The sequence below is a fragment of the Cytobacillus citreus genome, from assembly GCF_018343665.1.
Taxonomy (GTDB): Bacteria; Bacillota; Bacilli; order Bacillales; family Cytobacillaceae; genus Cytobacillus; species Cytobacillus citreus.
Genome location: NZ_JAGYPM010000012.1, coordinates 1 through 25,479 on the forward strand (window position 1 = coordinate 1; position 25,479 = coordinate 25,479).

General features: G+C 38.9%; 25 protein-coding genes, 1 tRNA gene and 1 rRNA gene. 1 reads left to right on the forward strand and 26 read right to left on the reverse strand.

Going from position 1 to position 25,479, the window contains the following annotated elements:
- The 20 genes from KHA94_RS25240 to spoIIE form a co-directional block, all read right to left on the reverse strand.
- A 16S ribosomal RNA gene (locus tag KHA94_RS25240) occupies positions 1 to 217 on the reverse strand; the annotation flags it as partial.
- Positions 218 to 656: 439 nt separating this feature from the next.
- Entirely contained in the window at positions 657 to 2,147 is a 1,491-nt protein-coding gene (gene lysS / locus KHA94_RS25245; RefSeq protein ID WP_338030879.1) for a lysine--tRNA ligase, read from the reverse strand.
- Between the two features lie 441 nt (positions 2,148 to 2,588).
- Complete coding sequence (gene dusB, locus KHA94_RS25250) at positions 2,589 to 3,590, reverse strand: tRNA dihydrouridine synthase DusB (protein WP_213104823.1); 1,002 nt, start codon at positions 3,588 to 3,590, stop codon at positions 2,589 to 2,591.
- Positions 3,591 to 3,643: 53 nt separating this feature from the next.
- The gene (locus tag KHA94_RS25255; RefSeq protein WP_213104824.1) at positions 3,644 to 3,856 is read right to left on the reverse strand and encodes a helix-turn-helix domain-containing protein; all 213 of its coding nucleotides are present in this window, start codon (positions 3,854 to 3,856) and stop codon (positions 3,644 to 3,646) included.
- Positions 3,808 to 4,335 (reverse strand): 2-amino-4-hydroxy-6-hydroxymethyldihydropteridine diphosphokinase, encoded by a 528-nt coding sequence (gene folK, locus KHA94_RS25260; RefSeq protein WP_213104825.1) that lies wholly within the window; start codon positions 4,333 to 4,335, stop codon positions 3,808 to 3,810. Before folK ends, KHA94_RS25255 begins: the two co-directional genes overlap by 49 nt.
- A 3-nt stretch (positions 4,336 to 4,338) precedes the next feature.
- Positions 4,339 to 4,698, reverse strand: coding sequence for a dihydroneopterin aldolase (gene folB / locus KHA94_RS25265; protein WP_213104826.1), 360 nt, complete (start codon positions 4,696 to 4,698; stop codon positions 4,339 to 4,341).
- A gap of 5 nt (positions 4,699 to 4,703) precedes the next feature.
- On the reverse strand, positions 4,704 to 5,525 hold the full coding sequence (gene folP, locus KHA94_RS25270; protein WP_213104827.1) for a dihydropteroate synthase: 822 nt from the start codon (positions 5,523 to 5,525) through the stop codon (positions 4,704 to 4,706).
- A 15-nt stretch (positions 5,526 to 5,540) separates the two neighbouring features.
- Positions 5,541 to 6,398, reverse strand: a complete 858-nt coding sequence (gene pabC / locus KHA94_RS25275; protein ID WP_213104828.1) for an aminodeoxychorismate lyase — start codon at positions 6,396 to 6,398, stop codon at positions 5,541 to 5,543.
- Between the two features lie 11 nt (positions 6,399 to 6,409).
- Positions 6,410 to 6,982, reverse strand: a complete 573-nt coding sequence (gene pabA, locus KHA94_RS25280; RefSeq protein ID WP_213104829.1) for an aminodeoxychorismate/anthranilate synthase component II — start codon at positions 6,980 to 6,982, stop codon at positions 6,410 to 6,412.
- Positions 6,979 to 8,436, reverse strand: coding sequence for an anthranilate synthase component I family protein (locus KHA94_RS25285; RefSeq protein ID WP_420828196.1), 1,458 nt, complete (start codon positions 8,434 to 8,436; stop codon positions 6,979 to 6,981). The genes pabA and KHA94_RS25285 overlap by 4 nt, the downstream gene beginning before the upstream one ends.
- 48 nt (positions 8,437 to 8,484) lie before the next feature.
- Positions 8,485 to 9,414 carry a cysteine synthase A gene (gene cysK / locus KHA94_RS25290; RefSeq protein ID WP_213104831.1) on the reverse strand — a complete coding sequence of 310 codons (930 nt, stop codon included), beginning with the start codon at positions 9,412 to 9,414 and terminating at the stop codon, positions 8,485 to 8,487.
- 253 nt (positions 9,415 to 9,667) lie between these two features.
- Positions 9,668 to 10,564, reverse strand: a complete 897-nt coding sequence (locus KHA94_RS25295; protein WP_213104832.1) for a peptidyl-prolyl cis-trans isomerase — start codon at positions 10,562 to 10,564, stop codon at positions 9,668 to 9,670.
- A gap of 22 nt (positions 10,565 to 10,586) precedes the next feature.
- On the reverse strand, positions 10,587 to 11,465 hold the full coding sequence (gene hslO, locus KHA94_RS25300; RefSeq protein ID WP_213104833.1) for an Hsp33 family molecular chaperone HslO: 879 nt from the start codon (positions 11,463 to 11,465) through the stop codon (positions 10,587 to 10,589).
- A 43-nt stretch (positions 11,466 to 11,508) separates the two neighbouring features.
- Positions 11,509 to 12,285: a type III pantothenate kinase gene (locus tag KHA94_RS25305; protein WP_213104834.1), complete on the reverse strand. Its 777-nt coding sequence runs from the start codon at positions 12,283 to 12,285 to the stop codon at positions 11,509 to 11,511.
- 179 nt (positions 12,286 to 12,464) lie between these two features.
- The gene (gene ftsH / locus KHA94_RS25310) at positions 12,465 to 14,465 is read right to left on the reverse strand and encodes an ATP-dependent zinc metalloprotease FtsH (protein ID WP_213104835.1); all 2,001 of its coding nucleotides are present in this window, start codon (positions 14,463 to 14,465) and stop codon (positions 12,465 to 12,467) included.
- A gap of 144 nt (positions 14,466 to 14,609) precedes the next feature.
- A complete protein-coding gene (gene hpt, locus KHA94_RS25315) occupies positions 14,610 to 15,155 on the reverse strand; it encodes a hypoxanthine phosphoribosyltransferase (protein WP_213104836.1) in 546 nt (181 codons plus the stop codon).
- A 50-nt stretch (positions 15,156 to 15,205) separates the two neighbouring features.
- Positions 15,206 to 16,609 carry a tRNA lysidine(34) synthetase TilS gene (tilS, locus tag KHA94_RS25320; protein ID WP_213104868.1) on the reverse strand — a complete coding sequence of 468 codons (1,404 nt, stop codon included), beginning with the start codon at positions 16,607 to 16,609 and terminating at the stop codon, positions 15,206 to 15,208.
- Positions 16,610 to 16,681: 72 nt separating this feature from the next.
- Positions 16,682 to 17,671: a serine/threonine protein kinase gene (locus tag KHA94_RS25325; protein ID WP_213104869.1), complete on the reverse strand. Its 990-nt coding sequence runs from the start codon at positions 17,669 to 17,671 to the stop codon at positions 16,682 to 16,684.
- A complete protein-coding gene (locus KHA94_RS25330; protein WP_338030881.1) occupies positions 17,640 to 18,392 on the reverse strand; it encodes a vWA domain-containing protein in 753 nt (250 codons plus the stop codon). The genes KHA94_RS25325 and KHA94_RS25330 overlap by 32 nt, the downstream gene beginning before the upstream one ends.
- A 124-nt stretch (positions 18,393 to 18,516) precedes the next feature.
- Entirely contained in the window at positions 18,517 to 20,997 is a 2,481-nt protein-coding gene (gene spoIIE, locus KHA94_RS25335; protein ID WP_213104838.1) for a stage II sporulation protein E, read from the reverse strand.
- A 200-nt stretch (positions 20,998 to 21,197) separates the two neighbouring features.
- Between spoIIE and KHA94_RS25340 the strand changes: the two genes are divergently transcribed.
- Positions 21,198 to 21,271: transfer RNA gene (locus KHA94_RS25340), tRNA-Met, on the forward strand.
- Positions 21,272 to 21,735: 464 nt separating this feature from the next.
- Here KHA94_RS25340 and KHA94_RS25345 read toward each other — a convergent pair.
- The 6 genes from KHA94_RS25345 to yabN all read right to left on the reverse strand — a co-directional run bounded on the left by KHA94_RS25345 (position 21,736) and on the right by yabN (position 25,477).
- Positions 21,736 to 22,203 carry a S1 domain-containing RNA-binding protein gene (locus KHA94_RS25345; RefSeq protein WP_057776790.1) on the reverse strand — a complete coding sequence of 156 codons (468 nt, stop codon included), beginning with the start codon at positions 22,201 to 22,203 and terminating at the stop codon, positions 21,736 to 21,738.
- Between the two features lie 82 nt (positions 22,204 to 22,285).
- Entirely contained in the window at positions 22,286 to 22,696 is a 411-nt protein-coding gene (locus KHA94_RS25350; protein ID WP_213104839.1) for an FtsB family cell division protein, read from the reverse strand.
- A gap of 14 nt (positions 22,697 to 22,710) precedes the next feature.
- Positions 22,711 to 23,343, reverse strand: coding sequence for a spore cortex biosynthesis protein YabQ (gene yabQ / locus KHA94_RS25355; protein WP_213104841.1), 633 nt, complete (start codon positions 23,341 to 23,343; stop codon positions 22,711 to 22,713).
- Entirely contained in the window at positions 23,340 to 23,642 is a 303-nt protein-coding gene (gene yabP, locus KHA94_RS25360; RefSeq protein ID WP_213104870.1) for a sporulation protein YabP, read from the reverse strand. Before yabP ends, yabQ begins: the two co-directional genes overlap by 4 nt.
- Before the next feature lie 103 nt (positions 23,643 to 23,745).
- Positions 23,746 to 24,012 carry an RNA-binding S4 domain-containing protein gene (locus KHA94_RS25365; protein ID WP_213104871.1) on the reverse strand — a complete coding sequence of 89 codons (267 nt, stop codon included), beginning with the start codon at positions 24,010 to 24,012 and terminating at the stop codon, positions 23,746 to 23,748.
- A complete protein-coding gene (gene yabN / locus KHA94_RS25370; protein ID WP_213104842.1) occupies positions 23,999 to 25,477 on the reverse strand; it encodes a bifunctional methyltransferase/pyrophosphohydrolase YabN in 1,479 nt (492 codons plus the stop codon). The genes KHA94_RS25365 and yabN overlap by 14 nt, the downstream gene beginning before the upstream one ends.
- Positions 25,478 to 25,479: the final 2 nt, after the last annotated feature.

Consider the following 25,479-nt stretch of genomic DNA (forward strand, 5'->3'; position numbering starts at 1 on the left):
AAGCCATCTTTCAGCTTTCCTACATGTGTAGAAAAGAATTATCCGGTATTAGCTCCGGTTTCCCGAAGTTATCCCAGTCTTACAGGCAGGTTGCCCACGTGTTACTCACCCGTCCGCCGCTAACTTGTGAGAGCAAGCTCTCACAAGTCCGCTCGACTTGCATGTATTAGGCACGCCGCCAGCGTTCGTCCTGAGCCAGGATCAAACTCTCCAATAAAGAGTAAGATTTAGCTCTTAAAAATGTCTTATAAAAAGACTTAGAATTAACGTTGACGTTTTTGTTCGTTCAGTTTTCAAAGAACAACTTCAAATGTTTTTGTCGTTTAAGACGACTTTTTAATAATACCAGATTCAATAAGTTGAGTCAACAACTTTTTTAAGCTTTTTTATTTCGAAGCTGCTATCTTTGCGACAACAGATATTAATATATCACCATTAATACTTGTATGCAATATATTTTTTAGATAAAAATCAAAGAAAAAATATTCGAATTATTTCACTCTGAACAACCAGAAAATAGAATCTATTTTAACGACGGAAGTTTACAAGATTTATTGCTTTTATATAGAAGAACTGCTTCAATACATTGACACTATTTCATCATACACGCATTTAAAAAGGCAGGGCACAATAGTACCCTGCCTTTTTAAGAAAATTTAACGATGGCGCATTAATGGGAATAATAGCACATCCCTAATAGAAGGAGAATTCGTTAATAACATAACTAATCGATCTATTCCGATTCCAAGTCCTCCAGTTGGAGGCATACCATACTCTAACGCTTCAATAAAGTCATCATCCATCATATGTGCCTCATCATTACCTTGTTCACGTTCTTTTAGCTGTGCCTCAAAGCGCTCTCTTTGATCAATAGGATCATTTAATTCTGTAAATGCATTAGCATGCTCACGAGCAACAATAAACAGTTCAAAACGATCTGTAAAACGTGGGTCTTCGTCATTTTTCTTCGCAAGAGGAGAGATTTCAACTGGATGCCCAAAAATAAATGTCGGCTGAATCAATTTCTCTTCGACCTTTTGCTCAAAGAATTCATTAACAATATGTCCATAGAGCATGTGCTCAGTAATTTCAACACCATGTTCTTTTGCTAAACTTCTAGCTTCCTCAGTCGTCATCTCTTTCCAGAAGTCTACACCTGTATATTCCTTAATCGCATCTACCATATGAAGTCTTTTCCATTCAGGTGTTAGATCTACTTCATGTTCACCATATTGGATCTTCGTTGTTCCATGAACCTCTTGAGCGATATGTGCAATTAAGTTTTCAGTTAAGCTCATGATATCACGATAATCAGCATACGCTTCATATAATTCAATCATTGTGAATTCAGGATTGTGACGAGTAGAAACCCCTTCATTGCGGAATACACGGCCAATTTCATAAACCTTTTCTAATCCGCCAACAATTAATCGTTTTAAATGTAACTCAATAGCAATACGCATATAAAGTTCCATATCAAGGGCATTGTGGTGCGTGATAAACGGGCGTGCAGATGCACCTCCAGCAATTGAATGCATCATTGGTGTTTCTACCTCTAGATATCCTAGGCTATCTAGATAACGGCGCATAGATTGAATAATACGGCTGCGAGTTACAAAAGTATTTTTACTTTCTTCGCTCATAATTAAATCTAAATAACGCTGACGGTACCTCTGTTCAACATCCTTAAGCCCATGAAACTTATCAGGAAGCGGACGTAGTGACTTTGTTAATAGTTCGAATCCCTGAACTTTAATAGAAAGTTCTCCTACTTGTGTTTTGAAAAGTGTACCAGACACGCCAACTAAATCGCCAAGATCCACACTGTCGAAAATCTCATACTTTTCATCGCCTACAGCATCTTTACGAACATATAGTTGAATTTGTCCTGTTAAATCTTGAATATGAGCAAATCCAGCTTTTCCTTTTCCGCGCTTAGTCATAATACGGCCAGCAACTGTTACTGAAACACTTTTCTGTTCTAAGTCTTCTTTTTCTAACTCTCCGTATTGTTCAATTAACTCTTTTGACTGATGGGAACGTTCAAAACGTTTTCCAAACGGATCTAGCCCTTTTTCACGCAGGCTATTCATTTTTTCCCTTCTGACAATAATTTGGTCATTTAATTCTTCATGGCTCTGACTCACTTGTATCATCTCCAATTTGTAGATCTTTTTATGTAAAGTGTAAAACTGCGATATTAAAGATTCCCATACTTATTTTACACAAAGTGGACTGCATAGACATCATTAATGTTTATAAATATTAGAAAGACTTGGCATTCGCCAAGTCCTTCCGGCGAATGCCTTAGTCTTTATTATGCGATGATTATTCTAGATACTTAATCAAAAATTCATTTATACTTTAGTAAGATAATAAACTAAAATTTCCCTATTAGCTAATAAAAACTGCCAGCATGTCCACTGGCAGTTCTCTTATATGAAAAGTATTATAGATAAAGAATAAGGCCATGTCAAACTTTATCGCAGATTAACAACCCGCGTAAGATGGAAGATATTACAAAAGTTTATCTACTATCATAATCTGAAATAGCACATCCTGTGTGTCCGAATCTCCGAAGGATCACTTTATCCAACTTGTGTTTGGCTTCGTTCTTTCTCTTCGGCCTCTATAACAAGTGCAGTTAATAAAGTAACAAGATCTTCTCTTGTGCTGCATTCGTTAATAGCATTACGAACCTTTGCATTTCCGCGAATACCCTTTAAGTACCACGCTGCATGCTTTCGCATTTCACGAACTGCGATATCTTCATTTTTCAACGCAATTAATCGGTCAAGATGAAGGATACATACATCAATTTTTTCGCGAACGCTTGGTTCATCCATTAATTCACCTGTTTCAAGATACTTCACTGTACGGTAAATCATCCACGGATTCCCTAGTGCAGCCCGGCCGATCATAACACCGTCACAGCCAGTTTCTTCAAGCATACGCTTCGCATCTTGAGGCGTCACGACATCACCATTCCCTATTAAAGGAATGTTAATATTTTGCTTTACTTCACGGATGATATCCCAATTTGCTTTTCCCTCATACATTTGTACGCGGGTACGTCCATGTAAAGAAACAGCTTTTCCACCTGCACTCTCAACTGCTTGAGCATTTCGGACAGCATAGATATGGTCCTCATCCCAGCCCATACGCATTTTAACTGTTACAGGCTTGTCAACAGCAGCCGTTACTGCAGAAACCATTTCATAGATTTTATTAGGATCAAGCAGCCATTTAGCTCCCGCATCACATTTCGTGATTTTTGGTACAGGGCAGCCCATATTAATATCGATAATATCTGCATTTGAGTTTTTATCAACAAATTGAGCAGCTTCTACTAACGTCTCTTTTTCGCCGCCAAAAATTTGCAAGCTTAGCGGTTTTTCTCTTTCATCTATATAAAGCATATTCATCGTTTTCTCATTTTTGAACACAATCCCTTTATCGCTGACCATTTCTGCACAAACAAGTCCAGCGCCAAACTCTTTGACAGTGAGACGAAACGCTGAGTTACATACTCCTGCCATTGGAGCGAGAACAACACGGTTTTTTAATTCAATGTCACCAATTTTGAACATGCGGAACCTCCTTTTTAACTTTCTGGTGTATTAGACAAAAAACAAATCTATTATTAATTTTCCTCCGGTGGAGTCAGATCTTCAATAGTAATATTTAGCAAGCGGGCAATTCGTTCTAAAAAATCAAGAGCCGGCATCCGATTTCCCCTTTCAATTTCTCCAAGGATCGAAACAGATACACCTAGCTGCCTTGCAAAGCTTTCCTGTGTATAGCCTTTTAATTTTCGAAAAGCGCGAATACGTCTTCCCCATTTTTCTGCTTCCATATTCGTACTCCCTCTCTATCTGGTATATCCTCTAAAACTGCTTGAAGAGGAGTTTCCATCGTCGGAATTTTGATGCCAGACTGAATCTCTAATAGAGGAATGATGACAAAAGCCCTTTCATGCATCCGAGGATGAGGAACTATTAACTTCTCTGAATTAATATTTTCTTGATTATATAACAAAATGTCAAGGTCTATTGTCCTAGGTCCCCATCGAATACCCCTTTTTCTCCCAAGTTTTTTTTCAATTTCTAAGCAAACATCAAGTAATTCAGTCGATGTTAAGTCTGTTTTCACTTGAATCACCATGTTTAAAAATTGATCCTGCTCCTCATATCCTACCGGGTCTGTTTCATAAATAGAAGAAGTTTTTACCACTTTTATTTTTGGAGCAGCCACAATGCTTGTAATGGCTTCCTTAAAATTTTCAAACCTGTTCCCAATATTAGAACCTAAAGCAATATAAGCTTCACTTTTCATATTTTACCTTCCCCTTGTAATTTCAACGGCTACTGAATCATAATGGCCAGGAATTGGGGGGTCAGGCTTAATCATCCTCACTGTCACTTGGGAAATAGCACGATACCGGTCTAACATTTCCCCGGCAATCTTTTCAGCTACAGCTTCTATGAGTTTAAAAGGTTTTCCTTCAACAACATCTTTACAAACTTGATAGAGCTCACCATAATTAATTGAATCCTCGAGATGATCTGACCCTCCAGCCTTTTTCAAATCTGTCTCCACAGTCAAATCTACGAAAAATCGTTGCCCAAGCCGGGTTTCCTCTGGAAAAACACCGTGATAGCCATAAAACGCCATTTTATTTATAATAATTCGATCCATAAATGTTATATCCCTTTCCCAATAAGTGCATCCATCATTGTAGCCATCCGCTTCATTTCTTTCACATCATGAATCCGAATGATTTGACACCCTTTTTGGATTCCATAGCAATTTGTCGCACCTGTCCCTTCCATCCGCTCATTGACAGGCAAATCAAGAACACTTCCGATCATTGATTTCCGAGATGTCCCTAATAAAACAGGATAACCAATCGAAACAAGCTTGTCCAAATGTCTCATCATTTCAAGATTCAAATCTAAATCCTTAGCAAAACCAATGCCTGGATCTAGAATAATATTTTCATCTTTAACGCCAGCGTTTTTCACTAGCGTGATACTCTCATATAAATCGTTTACGGCATCTCGATAGAAAACAGAATAATCCTGGTTCTTTCGATTATGCATTAAAATAATAGGAACCTGTAGCTCTGCAGCAACTAATGCCATATCTGGATCAGCTTTCGCGCCCCAAATGTCGTTAATAATATGAGCACCCGCCTTAATTGCCTGTCTAGCTACTTCCGCTTTATACGTATCTATAGATATAGGAGCATCTACTTCTTTAGAGATGGCCTCTATGACAGGGATCACCCTTTCTAATTCCTCCTCTAATGAAACAGCATCGAAGCCAGGTCGGGTAGATTCCCCGCCAATATCAATAATATCAGCACCATCTTGAACCATTTGCAGCGCACGCTCAACGGCTCTATCAATATGATTAAACCTTCCACCATCTGAAAAAGAATCAGGGGTTGCATTTAAAATCCCCATAATCAATGTTTTTCTTTCATAATCCAATGAATAAGGCCCACATTTGATCACATTCATCACAGCATAACTCCTTTACAACTCTTTTCTGCTCCATAAAACCTTTGAAAATTGATCATATTGTTGTTGTAGCTCTATTGTTTTTTTTCCCATAATACCAGGCATCTTTTTTCCATCAAACAAAGAAATTGGGACAATCTCTTGAATCGAGTTCGTGACAAAAATCTCATCTGCCTTCATGGCTTGATCGAGCGTGAAAAGTCCCTCTTGAATCATCATTCCATTTTTGCCAGCAAACTTTAAAATAAATTGTCTTGTAATACCATTTAAGATTCCTGTTTCAACCGCAGGAGTAAACAGGATATTGTCCTTAATCCAAAAGAGATTGGATACAACCCCTTCTGCTAAAAAGCCTTCATCTGTAAGAAAGATCCCTTCACAATCATGTGAATTTCCTACTTCTCTCTTCGCTAGAATATTATTTAAGTAATGGTGAGATTTTAACCTCTCTAGCCCCTCTGGTGTATTGCGCTTTAGCTTTAGAACAATCGCTTCTTTTTCCAAAAAGGGATTTCTTTGCGGAAGAGGCTTTGCAAACATAATCAAGTTCGGTTGTGTATAAGGTTCTGTTTTCAATCCGATTTCATCCATACCAGCTGATACATTCAACCGAATATAGGCGTCTGTTAAATGATTCTCTTTCAATAAAAGACGGATGGCAGCAAGTATGTCTTCCCTCGAATACAGAGCCTTTATATTTAAAACCTCTAAGCTATTATTCAGTCGCTCTAAATGGTCATCTAATAAGAACGGATGACCATTGTAGGTTCTGAATGTTTCAAACAAGCCCATTCCGTATAGGAAGCCATGATCAAATGGAGAAATAGACGCCTCTTCCTTCCGAACGAGTTCGCCATTCATATATAAAAACACGTTTCTCCCTCCTAGCTGAGATAAAAGTGAAGAAAGTTTCTTAGCAATTCCTTGCCTGCTTTCGTCATAATCGATTCTGGATGAAATTGCACTCCCTCAATCGGCAGATCTTTATGCCGAATGGCCATTATTTCTCCCTCAGCCGTCCAGGCAGACACCTCTAAGCAAGATGGGAGAGTTTCCTTTTTGACAATTAAGGAATGATATCTCGTTGCTGGAAATGGGTTAGGCATGCCCTGAAAAATCGTTTTTCCATCATGATATATGTCGGATGTTTTTCCGTGCACGAGCCTCTCCGCTTGGACGACATCCCCGCCAAACACTTGCGCAATGGATTGATGTCCTAGACAAACACCGAAAATAGGAATTTGACCAGCAAAGGTCTCTATCGCTTCAAGACTAATTCCTGCCTCCTTTGGAGTACAAGGACCGGGCGAAACCATTAAAAAATTCGGCTGCTTATGACGAATCTCTTCAATCGTTGCTTCATCATTTCTTTTCACGATTAATTCCTCGCCAATCTCTCCAAGGTATTGCACGAGATTATAGGTAAATGAATCATAGTTATCAATCATAAAAATCATGTCTCGTTACCTTCTTCATGTTCAGCCATCTCTTTTGCCTTCCATAGGGCAATCGCCTTCTTTAATGATTCCTTATACTCGTTTTTGGGATTTGAATCAATGACAACCCCTGCACCTGCTTGTACATGAGCTTTTCCTTCTTTTACAATCATTGTCCGAATTATAATATTAAGCTCTAAATCACCACTGTAATTGATCCAGCCTAACGAGCCGGTATAAGGACCTCTTGTAACTGGTTCAAGATCTTCAATGATTTCCATCGTTCGAACCTTTGGTGCTCCTGTAATCGTCCCTCCTGGGAATACGGCATCAATTAAATCAAAACCATCCTTCCCATTCGCTAATTCTCCACGTACATTCGATACGATATGCATAACATGAGAATATTTTTCAATCACCATGAATTCATTCACTTCGACAGAGCCAAATTTACATACTCGCCCCAGATCATTTCTTTCTAAATCGACAAGCATCACATGCTCTGCTCGTTCTTTCTCATTTTCAATTAATTCGTTTGCAAGCTCGAAGTCCTCATTCTCATTCCTTCCGCGCGACCGCGTTCCTGCTATTGGACGAGTGCTAACCTCCTCACCCTTTTTCTTAATCAAAAGTTCAGGTGATCCGCTTACAAGCTGATATTCTGGAGTATGAAAATAGCCCATATATGGAGATGGGTTCAATCTTCGAAGCTGTTCATATACATCAATAGCATCCACGCCGATCGGCTGACTTTGGCGAACAGACAGATTAACTTGAAACACATCACCCTGTGAAATATAATGCTGAACCTTTTCAACAGCTTGAATAAACTCCTCTTCATTCATTGAAACCTCAAGCTGATCATTTTTATGCAGAGCTTTTTTAATCGGCAAATTTGAATATTCCGCCGTCCAACGACTTATCCATTCCTCTGCTCTCATTTCTAAAGACTGCTCATCTTCATTTTCTCCATATAAAACCATGATCCATAAAGCCTCATCCTTATGATCAAATACAAACCATTCCTTAAAAGTTAAAAAATGAATATCAGGAATGAGCAGATCATCCATGGCGACAGAAGGCAAGCGTTCAATATAGCTGCCATAATCATAGCTAATCAAGCCAATAGCACCGCCCTGAAAATCTGGTAGTCCGTCCACTTTCTCCACTTGATATTGCCGCAGCCATTCCTTCAATAAATGAAGGGGATTTCCTTCAAGAATCTGCCTTCCTTCAGGCTCAATAATTTCGAGCTTTGAATTTTTACCGATTAGAACAGTTTCTGGGTCTAAAGCGGCAATACTATAACGCCCGCCTCTCCCGCTTTCTAATAAGACATGATGCTGTTTGTCCACTGTTAAATGACGGTATTGCTTAAAAAATTGGTTTATCGAAATCGGGTACTTTTTTGCATATATGTAAAATTTATTCAAAGGAATGTCACCCCTCTTCATTTCTCTTTTTTTATCATACATGAAGCATGAAAAAAGCAACAGCTAATTTCAGCCATTGCTTTTGCTTCATTATTCTGTTTCGAATTGATATAAAGGTGTGCTTAGATAACGCTCTCCATTACTAGGAATGATGGCAAGAACCTTCTTTCCTTTCCCAAGCTCCTTCGCTACCTTCAAGGCTGCGAAGATGGCCGCACCCGAAGATATTCCGCCAAGGATTCCTTCTTCTCTTGCTGCAAGACGGGCATATTCAAACGCCTCATCATTCGTTACCTTTATGATCTCATCATAAATTTCTTCATTGAGAACTTTTGGCACAAAACCTGCACCAATCCCTTGGATTTTATGAGGTCCTGGCTTTCCGCCTGAAAGAACTGGAGAATCGCTTGGTTCAACCGCATAGATTTTTACACTCTCATATTTTTCACGAAGAAGAGAACCAGCACCTGTGATGGTCCCGCCAGTTCCGACACCTGAAATAAATGCATCAAGCTGATCGCCCATTTGCAGGGCAATCTCTTCACCCGTTGTTCGGCGATGAATGTCTGGATTTGATGGATTTTCAAATTGCTGCGGCATGAAGTAACCGTGCTCTTTGGCCAGCTCTTCTGCTTTACGAATGGCACCGTTCATCCCTTCTGTTCCAGGTGTTAATACTAGCTCTGCTCCATATGCACGAAGAAGATTTCGTCTTTCCATACTCATTGTTTCCGGCATCACTAAAACGGCTTTATAGCCTTTGGAAGCTGCAATCATTGCAAGGCCAATTCCAGTATTACCGCTTGTCGGTTCAATAATCGTTGATCCCTGTACTAAGGCTCCACTTTCCTCTGCTACTTCAATCATCGCAAGGGCAATTCGATCTTTTACACTGCTTCCAGGATTCATATATTCTAATTTTACATACACATCAGCACTACTTTCATCCACAATTCGATTAAGCTTAACAATCGGCGTCTGTCCAACTAACTCTGCAATAGAATTTGCTATACGAGGCATATTCTCCACTCCTTATTTCCGAGTATTTATATTGGTTTAATTAAAATTTAATACGAATAATCAAAAATGTCAAATGATTTCATTTAGAAATGTTTTATTTTTACAAAAATTCACCCTTTTGCCTATCTTCTTTAACCCATACTATCCTATCCATCTTACTCTGATGAAATGCAAAAAACACGGAACTTGTCCGTGTTAAATAGCAAATCATGAATTTATAAATAATGTCTAGTCCAAAGGCGCTTCTGCTTTTCTACCGCGCTTCCTTATCTCCGTAAAACCATTCTATATCCAGGTCATTCCAGAGTGGTCTTGCTGAAACAGGGGTATCCATTTGTTCTAATGCCATTTGTCTGCGAATTTGGTCTTTTACTTCTTTATAGGAGTATTCTTTACCTTTAACATGCTCATGCATCATAACGATCGCATAATGATCTTCCATTTTGATCGGTTTACTCCATTTACCCGGTTTTATGCTTTTTATTTGGTTAATAAAATTCTTCGTATAGCGCCCACTATTTTCATTCACATATCCAGCATCTCCGCCCAAATTAGCTGTGAATTCATCAATCGAGCGTTCCATTGCCAATACGGAAAAACTGGAACCATTCTCTAATTCCTTTATGGTTTGCTCTGCTTCTTCCTTTGTTTTGACGATAATCTGAGATATATGATAGGAATCAGGCAAAATATATTGCTTTTTATTTTGTTCGTAGTAATCCTTTATTTCTTTTTCTGATATTTTCACATCTTTAGTCAGAAGCTCTTCCAACATTAAGGTATTTTTGATTTGCTCTCTCCATTTGTCCTCATCGACTGCTTGGTAACCTCCAGATGAGCCGTACATGGATTTGATCATCATTAATTCACGTTCAACATCTTTATCCGATATTTTAACCTTATATTTTTCCCCGGCTGCTTCAACCACTTTTTGGTCAATTAATTCTATTAGTACTTCCTTGCCATATCTTGATTCCATCTCATTTAGCCATTCCTGTCGGGTGATCTTTTCCTTGCCGACAGTTGCCACTGTTTCATTACTTCCTGTATTCCCTTTAGCTAGAAAAAAAACAATCGTTACGCAGTTTAACAAAATAAGTAGGGCTATGACTAACAAAAGCTTCTCCCTCTTTAGCCTCTCCTTCTTCAATTGATACTCTCCCCCAAACCTATTACTTCGCTTCTTGTTTTAATTCCTCTAATTCTTCCTTCGAATAATGATAAACCTCATTACAGAAGTGGCATTGCGCTTCAGCCTTGCCTTCTGTATCGATAATATCCTGTATTTCTTCAACACCTAAGCTTGTAATAGCAGCTCCAAACCTTTCTTTTGAGCATGTACATACAAAGGCAACAGGCTGTTTTTCCAAGATTTTTACATTTTCTTTTCCTAAAACCTCTTCTAACAACTCTTCTGGGGTTAAGCCTTGCTGAATTAGCTTGGATACAGGAGGAATTGACTTTAACCTATTTTCAATCTCTGTAATGGTCTCTTCCTCTGTCCCAGGCATTAATTGTATAATAAAGCCTCCTGCAGCAAGAATCGTGTTATCAGGGTTTACAAGTACGCCTACCCCAACGGATGAAGGGGTTTGCTCTGAAGTAACAAAATAATACGTAAAATCTTCCCCTAATTCCCCTGAAACAATTGGAACTTGGCCAGTAAAGTGTTCCCTCATGCCAACGTCTTTCACAACACTTAACAAACCCGTTGTACCGACCGCACGTCGGACATCAAGCTTGCCCTGTTCATTCAAATCAAAGTGAGTTTGTGGATTCGTTACATATCCTCTCACTTCACCCTTTGAATTGCTATCTACTAAGATAACACCAATTGGGCCGCCGCCCTCGATTTTTATCGTTAGCTTCTCTTCACCTTTTAACATCGCACCCATCATAACACCGGCTGACATCGCTCTTCCTAATGCAGCAGATGCAGTCGGCCATGTTTGATGAAGCACTTGCGCCTCTCCAATCGTTTCTGTCGTACGAACTGCATAGGCACGAACTTGACCATTATAGGCAAGTGCTTTAACTAAATAATCACCCATTTTTTTACTTCCTTTCAAATGCTTAATTCATCATTGTTTTGCATTACTTAGATGACTCAATATTACGTTTATAAATAAGCTGCAGTCCTTTCAAGGTTAGAAACGGATCAACAATATCAATAATTGTTGATTCCTTTGCAATTAAACCTGCTAGACCGCCAGTGGCAATGACAGTAGGATTTTTAGTTGCCTGTTCCTTCATTCTTTTTACGATTCCCTCAACTTGTCCTACATAACCAAATAAGATTCCAGCCTGCATAGCAGACACTGTATTCTTTCCGATAATGCCATCTGGACGAGCAATTTCAATTCTCGGCAGCTTAGCTGCTCGGGAATAAAGTGCCTCCGTGGAAATGCCAATTCCAGGAGCAATCGCACCACCCATATACTGTTTCTTCTCGTTTATATAGCAGTAAGTCGTTGCGGTCCCAAAGTCTACAATAATAAGCGGGCTGTCATAATCATGAATAGCCGCTACCGCATTCACAATCCGGTCCGCTCCCACTTCTCTCGGATTTTCATACTTAATATTTAATCCCGTTTTTATTCCTGGCCCAACAATCAGAGGTTTTATTTGAAAATACTTATCGCACATCCGTTCAAGTGCAGTCATAATTGGCGGTACTACAGAAGAAATAATAATTCCTTCAATGTCAGAAAAAGTTAACTTTACATGATCAAAAAGAGACTTTACCACCATTCCGTATTCATCTTCTGTTTTATGTCGATTTGTTTCAATTCTCCAATGGTATTTTAGTTCATCCCCATCGTATACCCCTAATACCATATTTGTATTTCCAATATCAAAAACAAATATCAATTTATCTCACCACTTTATTATTTATATATTAACGAGGGTTTTTTCACTGAAAACATCATAACATAACTTGAATGTGATCGTGTAATTGGAAATGATTTTGTTAACTAGACATTTCTCTAACTCAAAAAAGTTATACTTATTCATGAAAAAAAAGCGCTCATCACGAGCGCTTTTTTCATCTATTCTTCTTTTCGATCTTCACCGATTGCAGGCGGGTTTTCTTCTTCCGCCGGTGTTATATTTTCCCTTGCTTCTGGTATTTCCAGAGAAGTATCCTCGTCTTCTTTAGAGAAGTTAATATTTACTTTAACCTCATCAGAAGATGATTCGTCTGCCTTTACAGGACGCTCAGGTAAAGTTCCATGATCCATCAAATGTTTGATTTGTTCTGCATCAAGGGTTTCAACCTCAAGAAGTGTATTAGCAATAAGATCAAGCTTCTCACGATTTTCTGTAAGAACCTTTTTCGCCTTTTCATAGCTATCTTTAATAATGCGTTGAATTTCAAGGTCAATTTCATAAGCAATGGCATCAGAATAATTCTGATCATTGTTAAAATCTCTTCCTAAGAAGACTTGACCTCCCTGTGATTGGCCGAATTGTAATGGACCAAGCTTATCGCTCATCCCAAATTCAGTAACCATTCTACGGGCAATTCCTGTTGCACGCTGGAAGTCATTGTGAGCTCCTGTACTTACTTCACCGAAAACAACTTCCTCTGCAACACGGCCGCCAAGCAATCCGACAATTTTATCAAGAAGCTCTGGCTTTGTCATGAAGAAACGATCTTCTTTCGGAAGCATCACTGCATAACCGCCAGCCTGACCACGAGGTACAATCGTTACTTTATGAACCATTTCTGCATCCTCAAGAACGACACCAATAACTGTATGACCTGCTTCGTGGAAGGCAACAATATTTCTTTCCTTTTTCGAAATGACTTTGCTTTTCTTTGCAGGACCGGCAATTACACGGTCAGTCGCCTCATCAATATCGAACATATCAACTTTTTTCTTATCTTGACGAGCTGCCACAAGAGCTGCCTCATTCAATAAGTTTTCTAAGTCAGCACCTGAGAAGCCTGGTGTACGCTGTGCAATAGCTTTTAAATTAACACCTTCATCTAAAGGTTTATTTCGTGCATGTACTTTAAGAACAGCTTCTCTTCCTTTTACATCAGGACGATCTACTGTAATTTGTCTGTCAAAACGTCCTGGACGTAATAAGGCTGGGTCTAAAATGTCTGGACGGTTTGTAGCAGCAATGATAATAATTCCTTCATTTGCACCGAATCCATCCATTTCAACTAATAATTGGTTCAGTGTCTGTTCACGTTCATCATGTCCGCCACCTAATCCTGCGCCACGCTGACGTCCAACAGCATCAATTTCGTCGATAAAAATAATACATGGAGCATTCTTCTTAGCTGTTTCGAATAAATCACGAACACGTGAAGCCCCTACACCGACAAACATTTCAACAAAGTCTGAACCACTAATAGAGAAGAATGGAACGCCTGCTTCACCTGCAACTGCACGGGCAAGCAATGTTTTACCTGTTCCTGGAGGTCCTACTAGAAGAACACCCTTTGGTATTCTTGCTCCCAATTCAGAGAACTTTCTAGGATCCTTCAAAAATTCAACAACTTCAACTAGCTCTTGCTTTTCTTCATCTGCACCCGCAACATCTTTAAAGCGGACTTTCTTTTTACTCTCATCGTAAAGCTTTGCTTTACTTTTACCGAAGTTCATCACACGGCTTCCACCGCCCTGTGCTTGGTTCAGCAAGAAGAAGAATAAAATGAAAATGATGATGAATGGAATGATTGAAGTAAAAAATGCAACCCAACCGCTTGTTTCCTTCGCTGGCTGAAAATCTACTTCTGATTTTTGAGCTACAGCTAGATCATCAATGCGATCAAGAATCTTATCACTATTCACTACATAAGTCACGAAATACTGATTCTTTTCATAGCCTTCAAGCTGTCCGCGTACTTCAAACACGCCTCTTTCTGGCTGCATTGTAATGGACTTAATATCTCCTTTTTCCAAATGAGCAACAAATTCATCATAAGAAATTTGTTGAGTCGCTTCATTATTGCCGTTAAAAAAACTAACAACACCAACAATGACTAAAAATATTAATAAATAAAAGATGGTGTTCCGGAAGATCCGATTCATCCCTTACCTCCTCCCACGGTAAACAAACTATAATGTATAGTATCATAGAAAATCGTGCCAATACAAGAATTTACACTTTTCATTACAGGGTAATTCATATTAGGTAAAGTCTATTAATAAGCTGATCCATTTTAATATTTTTTGTCAATTGTTATTACTATATACCTCTGGTTTAAGCACTCCAATATATGGAAGGTTTCGGTATTTTTCTGCATAATCAAGTCCGTACCCAACTACAAACGCGTCAGGAACAATAAACCCAACATAATCCGCTTTCAGATCGGCTTTACGGCCTGAAGGCTTATCAAGTAAAGTGACAATTTTAATGGATTTTGCCTTACGATAGTGGAATAAATCGACTAAATAGCTTAACGTCAAACCGCTGTCGATAATATCCTCAATGATTAAAATATCTCTACCTTCAACAGAAGTATCAAGATCTTTAACAATTTTGACTTCCCCTGTTGAAACAGTAGAATTTCCGTAGCTGGAAACATCCATGAAATCCATTTCAAGATATGTATCTACACGCTTTAACAAGTCTGCCATAAATGGCATAGCCCCTTTTAATACCCCAATGGCTAAAGGAAAACGATCCTTATACTCCTCCGTAAGCTCTGCGGCAAGGGCTCTTATCTTTTCTTGAATTTCTTCTTCTGTAATTAATACCTTTTCAATATCGTTTTTCATGTTTTGTAATGCCCCCTAGAAGATCAATGCTTGGTAGATTAAGGGAAGAGCTAACTTTTTTCGTCCCTTTTCGTTTTGTACGTTAAAAGAATATAACTTGACTGAACATGATGCTGTATTGAATAATGAGACTCTTTTAACCCTGGCACCCATAGAATTTGGCCATTGAAATCCGTTATGATTGGCCAAGTTTTTCTCTCTGATAAAGGAATTTTCTTATCTATAAAAATATCCTTAACTTTCCTTGTACCCTTCATACCCTTTATCGTCATACGATCCCCTTCCTCTCTTGTTCGAATCACAAGTGGTAAGGTTACGTCATCACGATTTAAAAGAAGGGTGTTAGATCGACAGATGCCTTCAGAGCTATTCGTATATTCAAAAGAAATACTATCCCCGTTTGGCAATTCCCATTTCCCAGGTCCCATCATATCATAACGATAAGTTTGTATAGAAGGAAGAGGGAATGAAAAATGGCATCTTTCGTAAGAGCGTACAATATTCAAACCGTTTGGGAAATGAAGGATTCCAGATGGGTGTGGACTGTTCATTAATGAAAAAACTTTTTCAATATGTAATGCAGATAAAGATGAAGGTTTTATTTTATATAGATAGTTTAATATTAGTTGAATACCTCTTCTTTGTAAAGGTATTGGCATTGTTTGAAATTCCTTAATATTTATTATTATTTCCTGAGAATCTTTCTTTTCCATTACTTTATTCATTTTTTGGACAGTTAATTCCTGCAAAAAGGCTTCATCACTTTGAATTTCTTCACTAAAACGCTGAAAATGTTCATGTACATGAACATTTTCCTTCTTCAGAAAGGGAATAATCTCCTTGCGAAAACGATTACGGCTGTAAATCCCCTTTTCATTGCTTGGGTCTCTTCGTGGATTAAGTCCATGGTCTGTACAATAATTTTCAATATCCTGTCTACTTAAACATAAAAAAGGACGAAGGATTTCTCCATTACCAAACGGTCTTACAAAGGCCATTCCCGCTCTAGCATCTCCTGAACTGCCTCTAGTTAATCGCATGAGAATGGTTTCAACCTGGTCATCCCCATGATGTCCTAAGGCAAGATAATCTGCACCGTACTTGTCCATGATTTTATCAAAAAAATTGTATCTGCATTCTCTTGCAGCAATTTGTGAGCTTTTCCCTGATTCTTGAATATATTCAGGGACATTGATACGCTCCATTTCAAAAGGAATCTCCCTTTCTTCGCAAAATTCCCGGACAAATTGGGCATCTGCAAAGGATTCCTCTCCTCTAAACATATGATCAACATGTGCCGCAACAAGTTGAAGTTGATCAGGCTGTCTTTTACTCCATAAATAATGAAGAAGAGCCAATGAATCCGGCCCTCCAGACACCCCGATCACGATTTTTTTATTATTTAATTTTATGCCTTTTCGCTGCAGAAAAGCTCTGACCTTTGCATCTAGCATATACTTCTTCCTTCTTTTATTTTCTTTGAGCATAACATTTTCCTTCTTCCAATTTCAAAAGGTAAGGTCCATTCAAACTAATTGACCATATATATAGAAAATATAGAGAAGAGAGATAATAAGAAAAATGAAAAATGTCTCCAAAAATCCTCCTCTTTTTTTCTTTTTCAAATGTGTTTGCCTGCTCACCACTATTCTGTTCGTTCGAGCTTGATTTTGATTACTATTAGGTGCTCTATTTGTTGCTTTGGACTGGGGCCTAGCTTGATTAAGCTGCAGGAGCGAATTTCTCATTTCTTCTGCTGAATGGTATTTCCCCTGCAGTGCATTTAATATGACTCCTTCATATTTTTGAAGCTCCTTTTTTTGCCGTACCATGAAAATTAGCTGTTTCAGATCACCAGATGTTTTGTTAAATCGTTTCGGATAGGCAATATTGATAAGAATCATAGCAACAGCAAATAAATCATAGCCAGGGTCCGCCTTCCGTGTGCCAAGCCCCCAATATCCACGATCAAAAAACTCTGTAAACTCTTTAATCGCTCTCCCCTGAATCGTTGTGCCGCCAACATCAATACAGCGAATTCTAGGTGGAGGACCTGTGACGATTAAATTATCTGGTTTAAGATCACCGAATACCCATCCATTTTGATGAAGCCTATGTAAATTGTTCAGAAGCTGCAGGATAACAACCTCTATCCAGGATGGTCCCTTTTGCTGAATGAAGGATAGCAAATCAGGACCTTGAATATACTCCATGACGTAGAAGGAAATTTGCCCCTGCTTGTAAATCCAATCGTCAACATCAAGCAAAGAAGGCCCTAGGCAATCGCCTTGGACCTTTGCAAAGGATTTTAGAACATTTACCTCTGATGTAATGGACATTCCATTATCACTCATTTTTAACGCCACCTGCTGATTGCGGCATTGCGCTAAATACACGATCCCATTGGCACCGTATCCTAACTCCTTTACAATCGTATAGCGGTTGTGATGCCATTTCCCTTCAATAACTGTACCTTGATTGATTTTAAACTGACTCTTCAAAGAATGATTCATCATCACGGGAAAGCAGACTCCTTAATGATCGTTTTTTCTTAAAATAGGTCAATGCTTCACGAATCGCAGGACCAGTAGGGGTAATGCCGCCTGTCGTTAGCTTGCTGAAAATACTTGTTAAAGATCCAAGGTTCGGAGACCAATCTAGGAGCTTTTCAACTTCCTTCTTTTTCCCCGGAAATACAAAAACAGAAAAGCGATTTTCACCAGACCGAGCATTTAAGCTTAAAGACAAATCAAACAATGATTCCTTTACCGTTGGCAGCTTATGCTTCATACTTGCACTTGTATCCACTAACACTAGCACTTCAAGCTCAGCTGTTTCTCCGAGCTCATCCACTACCTCCATTACCTCTCCTCTTTGGTCAGGAGGGAGATCCTCTACTGTTTTCTCACCGCCAAGAATATGCTGCAGCTCTCTGTTAACTACTCCTTGCAGTGTTTGTGTCATCGCTTTTCTCGTGACCATTTGGACGGTGTGTGATAGCTGCTTTGCATAGACAACCTGACTAACGCCCCCGCCTGACATGGCAATGCCTTCAATCTCAGTTATACCCTTTTCATCAATTTCATCTCTTTCCATTACACCGATCACATTGACTGTTATCCCTTGCTCCTTCGCTAAGGCCGCCATCGCAATCGGATCCTCACCTTGGTTAGAGCAGCCATCCGTTATGAGTAAAATTTGCTTTAACGTACCTGTTTTCATAAAACTCCCCTCCACTTTTTTGAATAACCTTCACAGGAACAATCTGAAATTGTTCCGAAGTCGCTTCCGCTTTTCGTTTCCATTTTCGACTTGATGGAGGGGAAATATACATAATTTTAATTTATTTAGGTTAAATTAACTAATTAGCCTTTTTTCTAAGATTATGGACGGGTATGCTTGTCCACTTTGGTGTATTGTGTTTAATTTTTGCAACAACCACTGTCATATCGTCTTCTATATATCCAGATCTTGATCGGATGACCTCCTCCATAATTAAATCAGCTACATCCTGCGGGTCTTCTGTTTTTAACTCACTAATTTTCCGCTTCATCCATAAATCAAAATTTTCTACATGCTTTGGCCCTTCAAAAATACCATCGCTCATCATAATTAGTAAATCTCCAGCTTTTAGCTGCTCACTCACAACATCCACCTCAAACTCCTGCAGAATGCCCATTGGCAAATTGCTTGCCTCCACTTTAATGACTTTATTCCCCCTTCTAATAAAGCTAGGAGTAGATCCTATTTTCAAAAATTCAGCTCCTGCATTTTGCAGATCAATCATAGCTAAATCCAACGTAGAGAATATTTCATCCGTGGTGCGTAACGATAATATAGAGTTCACTGACTTTATCGCAACTTTTTCCTCAATTCCTGATTGTAATATCTTTTGTAAAAGCTGAAGCGTTTCGTTGCTTTCAATATGTGCCCTTTCCCCATTGCCCATCCCATCACTAATCGCAATCGCAAACTTTCCGCATCCTAACTCCATCGTGGAGTAACTGTCGCCTGATATAAATCCTCCGTCCTTCGCTGCATGCGCAATTCCTGTTTCAACATTAAACGCCTTTGCTGAACGAAATGTAACGTGGCAGAATCCATTTGGAAAGGTTGAACATTCCTCATTTTTCACGACAATCGTTTCTCTTAGAATATCTGACAGCATAGGAGCAATCAGCTTCTCACATTCCCCATGTCCTCTGCAGTAAGGAATTGTCATATCAATATCGACATTTCTTTGTTCAAGGCTATAGATTTCCACCTGCTCAATATGGATGCCAAAGTCCTGTAAGGCTTCTAAAATCTGTTCTTCCTGCTTATGATGATTTTCCCTTTCTCTTTGAATTTCCTTGGCAAAGTCACCCATCACCTCTGAAACGCCCCTTAACTGGTCTGCAACTAATCTTCTGCTCTCCTGTACTTGTTTTTTTAGCTTTTGATTTGCATGATAAAATGTGAGCTCTTGCTGGATCGTTTCTGTTACTTTTTTCGAACGAGTGCAATGCTTTTCCCACTCCCTAGACAGGCGTGGAGAAGTTTCGCCAAAATGATCTAATTCATTCATAATCTCTTTCATATAGTCATATGTTGTATCAAAGTTCCTTGTCCAGCAATGTTCCTTTTTGAAGCAATTTTGGCATGTTTTCCCAGTAACATTGCTTAAAAAGTAATCAAACTCTCTTCCTTCTTCTCCCTTTTGCCATTCAGATGGATCATCATAGGATGAAAAGCTTTTAGAAAGCGCTTGAAAGACATTAGAAAACTGAGCCACTCGTTGAGCGGTGACATCCCGCATCTTTCGCATATACTGCTGCTGTTCTGCTGCATATTCTGGCGTTCCTGGAATATGCTTCGCAATCTTCGTTAATAGTGCTTGTGGCGTAAGAATAAACAAGAAAATAGCAGCAGCTGTTTCCAGTACTGTTTTTAATAAATGGCTATTTTCTTCTCCATACATGCCGATTAATAGAGTAGCAATTAATAAACCAGCTGCAACACCGATTTTCCTTCCTTCTTTTAAAAGCCCGCCAAGGAGGCCGGCAAATGCAAGCAGACTCATATGGTAGAAGCTAGATACATTTGCAAGGCTGAATATTAAGCCTGTTACAACACCTACCGTCGATCCGACGGTAGCCCCGGCAACAAAGGCAAAAAGTAAAACTAAATATCTGCTCATGACATGTTCAATGGAGAGATCGTAGACTGACCAACCAATCGTACCTGTCATAACGGAAGCTAACATAATGATTAAACAGACAATTTCCTCGGTTTTCAAAGTTTGCCGACGCTTGCTAATAGATAACAACGGAATGCTTTGAATAAAAATCAGTGTGAGGATAAATCCTAAGCTTGCTTCTACACCAGCCATCACTCCATCATAAAGAGTCAGTTTTTTTGTTAAAATAAAATCCTCTACTAATTTTCCAGCGAGCAAAGTAGAAAACACAAAGAATGGCAATGCACGCAATTCATTATGCAGCCACTTCTTGGAAACACGAAAAACAAATAAGAATAAGAAGGTAATCCCAAAAGCTGACACGGCGTTAGCAATGGAGATGGTAGCTGCACCAGCGATGAGCCCTATTAAAGCAAGAGGTGCTTTATCCCTTCTGATAAAATAAACAGCGGCAAAAAACGGGAGACTAAAAGGCATAAGCTTGGACAAGATTAAAGCTCTGCCAAGTAAAAATCCGATCAACAATAGAAGATAGCCTTTTTTAAGAAAGAAGGTTTCCACTCGTAACTGAAATTTAATTAATCCCTTCGATAATTCCAATTTAGGTTTGTTAAAATTAACTTCGCCGAGCGGTTCGATTAAATTCCTTTCTGCCTTTTCCATTTAACATCACTCCCCATCCTTTATTATTCTGATTATTATAAAATTAATACCGCTAGAAGTTTGTCATAATGGCGGACAGGCTTCCATTATTCGTTCGACGCATTTCCCCGAAATGTTCAAAAAGAAAACAAAATCTCATAAATTTCATTGACTTTAAGTAAAAACCTTTGTATGATTGTCTTTGTGTTTAATTTAACCATGGCGGTGTAGCTCAGCTGGCTAGAGCGTACGGTTCATACCCGTAAGGTCGGGGGTTCGATCCCCTCCGCCGCTATATCGAAATGCGGAAGCGCCTTGTCCACCCCCGACAAGCACAAGACGAGCCTCACGGAAAGGTGTTCTTTACCTTTATGGGAGGATTGGCTTGTGACCTCGAGGGGGTAGGCGCTGGAGCTAGACAATACAGAAAAGCGAAGCGCCTCGATCAGGGGCGACAAGCATAAGACGAGCCGGCAGGAAGGTTGTTTTTTAACCTTCTTGTTGGCTTGACTTATGACCTCGAGCCCCTAGGCGCTGGAGCTAGACAATATAAAAAGCGGAGAGCGCCTGCTTATCGGCGACAAGCATAAGACAAAAAAAGCGAAAGCATTAGTTACATAACTAATACTTCCGCTTTTTTTGCTGTTTTTCAATGAAATAACACAAAAAGACAAGCCAATTATTGACTTGTCTTTACAAATGGGAATCATTAACGTTCAACCCAGCTATATATAAATCATATATCAACTAAGCAGCAAGTTAACCTCGTCTAGCTCCTCTTCCTCCACGCTTTGATTCAGTATTGCGTTTTAAAGATGACAGACGATCTTCACTATCCTTTAAAAACCGAGCCATTTTTGACTCAAAATTCTCTCTAGAGGGGCGATTATCGTTTGGTCTGCCTTGGCGTGGACGCCCGGAATGTGCATTTCCTCTTGACTCTCTTCTGTCGCCTCTTTCTGGTCTTTCAGGTCTTTCAGGTCTTTCAGGACGATCTTTTGCCTTTTTAATGGATAAACCGATCTTTCCATCCTTTTCGACATTAATGACCTTTACTTCAACTTGATCACCAACTTTAAGATGATCGTTAATATCTTTTACATAATTGTCTGCGACTTCACTAATGTGCACTAGACCGGTAGAGCCTTCCGGTAACTCCACAAACGCTCCGAAATTTGTAATCCCTGTTACCTTTCCTTGTAACTTGCTGCCCACTTCGATTGACATAAAAAGAAACTTCCTCCTTGAAAGATATAAAAATACTTACTATATATTATACAGAACTTAAGAAAAGAGTTCAATACAAGGTCTAATCAGATGATTTTTCCTTTTTTTCCTTTTTTTCTTCCTTTTCCTCAGGCAATTTAAAGATTGTTTCATTTTCTTCAGAAAGGAAATAATCCTTTCTAGCAAGCTTAGCTATATATTCATCATCATTCAGCTTTACAATTTCCTCTTCGAGCTCAACTTCCTTTTTCTGTAATGATGCCAACTCGTTTTTAAGCTGCTTTTTCTCCTCGTTTTTTTCCTCAAGAGCAGCGGATTGCGAAACGAGTGTAGAGATCATGAGAAATGAAATAAAGGCAGCACCTATAAAAAAGATAGCTAATCTTCTAAATAAAAGCTTTCTTTTCCTTCCTTTATTAATCTCAGCTGCTTCTTGCTGCACCGCATAGCTTGTTTGAATTTTGGCTACTTTCTTTTTCTGGATGGCACCCATTTCGCATCCCCTCCTCACTTTTTATGTTTTTTCAAACTAGATATCCAATTCATACAATAATTCTTTATTTTTCTCAAAACTCCTGCCATTCTATTATATATCTTCTCGACTGATTTTTTAAGATTTTTCGGCATAAGTTTCCACAAAAGTAGAAAAATCCATTTGAATGGAAGAAATATCACCTTTAATAGGAACAAGATCAGCTTGAAGATGATGTTTAACAGCGCTAGAAGGCCCTTACCTAAAAGGAGAAGAATCGAAATGACAGCCAGAATTAAACCCCTTACCGGTTTATAAATTACATAATGGAATAATTTAAGCAAAAAGCGATAAATAGAGATTATCATCAAGATGACAATCTCCAGCAGATGAAGATATAGTCTTCTAAATAAACTTTGATAAGCTGCAAATCCGCATAATAAGGCTACAAATATATAAAACCTTAATTCTCCGCGATTAACGATAAATAATATATAGAAAATAGCTAACCCTTGTACAATCCAAAATAGGATATCATTAACAAAAACAATCCAACTTTTGCGCTTTGTGCGCTTTAAAAAACGGTTGTACGTATCTAAGGAGGCACCAAAGACACTTCCCATGCCGATCATGGCCAGCATGGTCATAAATTGTATATTTAGTGTCATCGGAATAACTTGCTAAAGAAGCCTTTAGTTTTGTCTCCATGCTGATCATCTATATAAACGAGATCAAATATTTTTCCTTTAATAGAGACGACTCCCTTATCAACATCCAAGTTCTTCATCTGCAAGTTTTGACCTTTAATCGCAAGAAAGCCCATGACGGTATCTAATAGAAACTCTTCATTATCAAAGCTCTCAACTTGTTTAACGCCTGTAATGTCTAAAAGCCTTCTCCCACGCATAATAACATCATGCTCTTGGACATTCGATTTCGTTGAATTTTGCTCATAATATTGGCTCATCATACATCTCCTCACATCACAAAAGTACAAGCTTTTTGTACATGTTTATGAAAGGAGTGGGTGAAATAGAACTTTCAGAAATCAGAATTCAGGCGCGTAGCATTTAAGCTTCCGCTTCAGCCTTTTCTTCTTTTACAACCGTATACATTTCAGATGCTTCTTCTTTCCTCGTTGTCTCTTGTAATCGATCAATTTTAACCGTAACTAGCTTTTGTCCGAAGCGAATAACTAACTCATCTCCGACTTTAACGGTTGTGCTTGCTTTCGCCTGTAGGCCATTTACTAAAATTCGCCCTTGATCCGAAACCTCTTTTGCAAGCGTCCGTCTTTTTATTAATCGCGATACTTTCAAAAATTTATCTAATCTCATCATTCATTCTCCTCTCCATTTTCTTTGCTTCCTCCCAAAATTCGTCTAATTGCTCTAATTGGAAGTCAGAAAAAGCTTGCCCGCTCTCCTTAACCTTTTTTTCAACATAAGAGAAACGGCGCTTGAACTTTTGATTTGTGAGAAATAACGCTTCCTCAGGATCAACCTGATAAAAACGGGCAATATTTACAAAAGCAAATAGGATATCACCAAACTCATGAATCTTATTGTCGCTCTCCTTCTCTGCCTCTATTTCAAATTCACCGATTTCTTCTTTTACCTTCTCCCAAGCAGGCCCGACTTCCTTCCAATCAAAGCCAACTTTTGCCGCTTTCTTTTGAATTTCAACTGCAGCCCTTAAGTTAGGGAGGGACTTGCCAATTCCATCAAGGAGGGACGACTCTTCTACGGAGCCCTTCTCCTCATTCTTGATGTCTTGCCAATTTTTCAATACATCCTCTTCCGTTTCTGCCGTTATATCACCAAATACATGTGGATGGCGGCGTACCATCTTTTCAGAAAGCCCTTCTATGACATCTTCAATGGAAAAGAAACCGTCATCTTCCCCAATTTGCGCATGAAGCAGTACCTGCAGAAGAACATCACCAAGCTCTTCAATCATATGGTCAATATCCTCTTCATTAATCGCTTCAATTAATTCATAGGCTTCTTCAATTAAATATTTCTTTAACGATTCATGTGTTTGCTTTTTATCCCATGGACACCCATTCGGCCCGCGTAGCTCAGCAATAATTTCACGAAGCTTGGAAAAATTTTTATATAAAATGGGTTCATCCGTCACAGGGGGGACATAGATGGAGGTTAGATTATTGATCTCCATCTCACGATCAAGTTCGTATAGCGGAACCTTTCGAATTTGCTCCTCTTTACTCCCTGCAGCAGTCACAATATACACGATATAATCATATGGAAGGATTTCCATTAGAATAAGCTTCACTTCCGAAGCAACAAACTGATCATACACCTGAGCTATGATCATATGATGCTTAACTTCCATTTCATCCTTTTTCAAACTCGTTCCGTCAAGAAGCTGAAAGCCTTCAATCGGATCAATTTTTAGCACTTGGAATAAAGCATCGAGGAAGCTTTGTCCTCCGCCAATCTCAATGGTTACTCCAAGCTCTTCTGCTCGTTCTAACAATAGCTGCACAGTTCGTTCGGCAACAAGTGGATGGCCAGGGACGGCATAGGTAACATCTTCTTTGACAGCGACCTCTAATATAGATCTGCATATCTCTTCATAGACTTCGTGAAATTGCTCATGCTTTTCGTAAATACTGTCAAATGAAGTGAATGCTAATCCTTCCTTTTCTAACTCCAGCACAACAGGGTGTTCCTTTGTTCGTAAAAACAGGGGTGAAGCATTTTTTAAAGATCGATATACTCCAAGCGGAAGCTGGTCAATGTCTCCTGCGCCCAACCCTAATATTGTAATTTTTGACATTT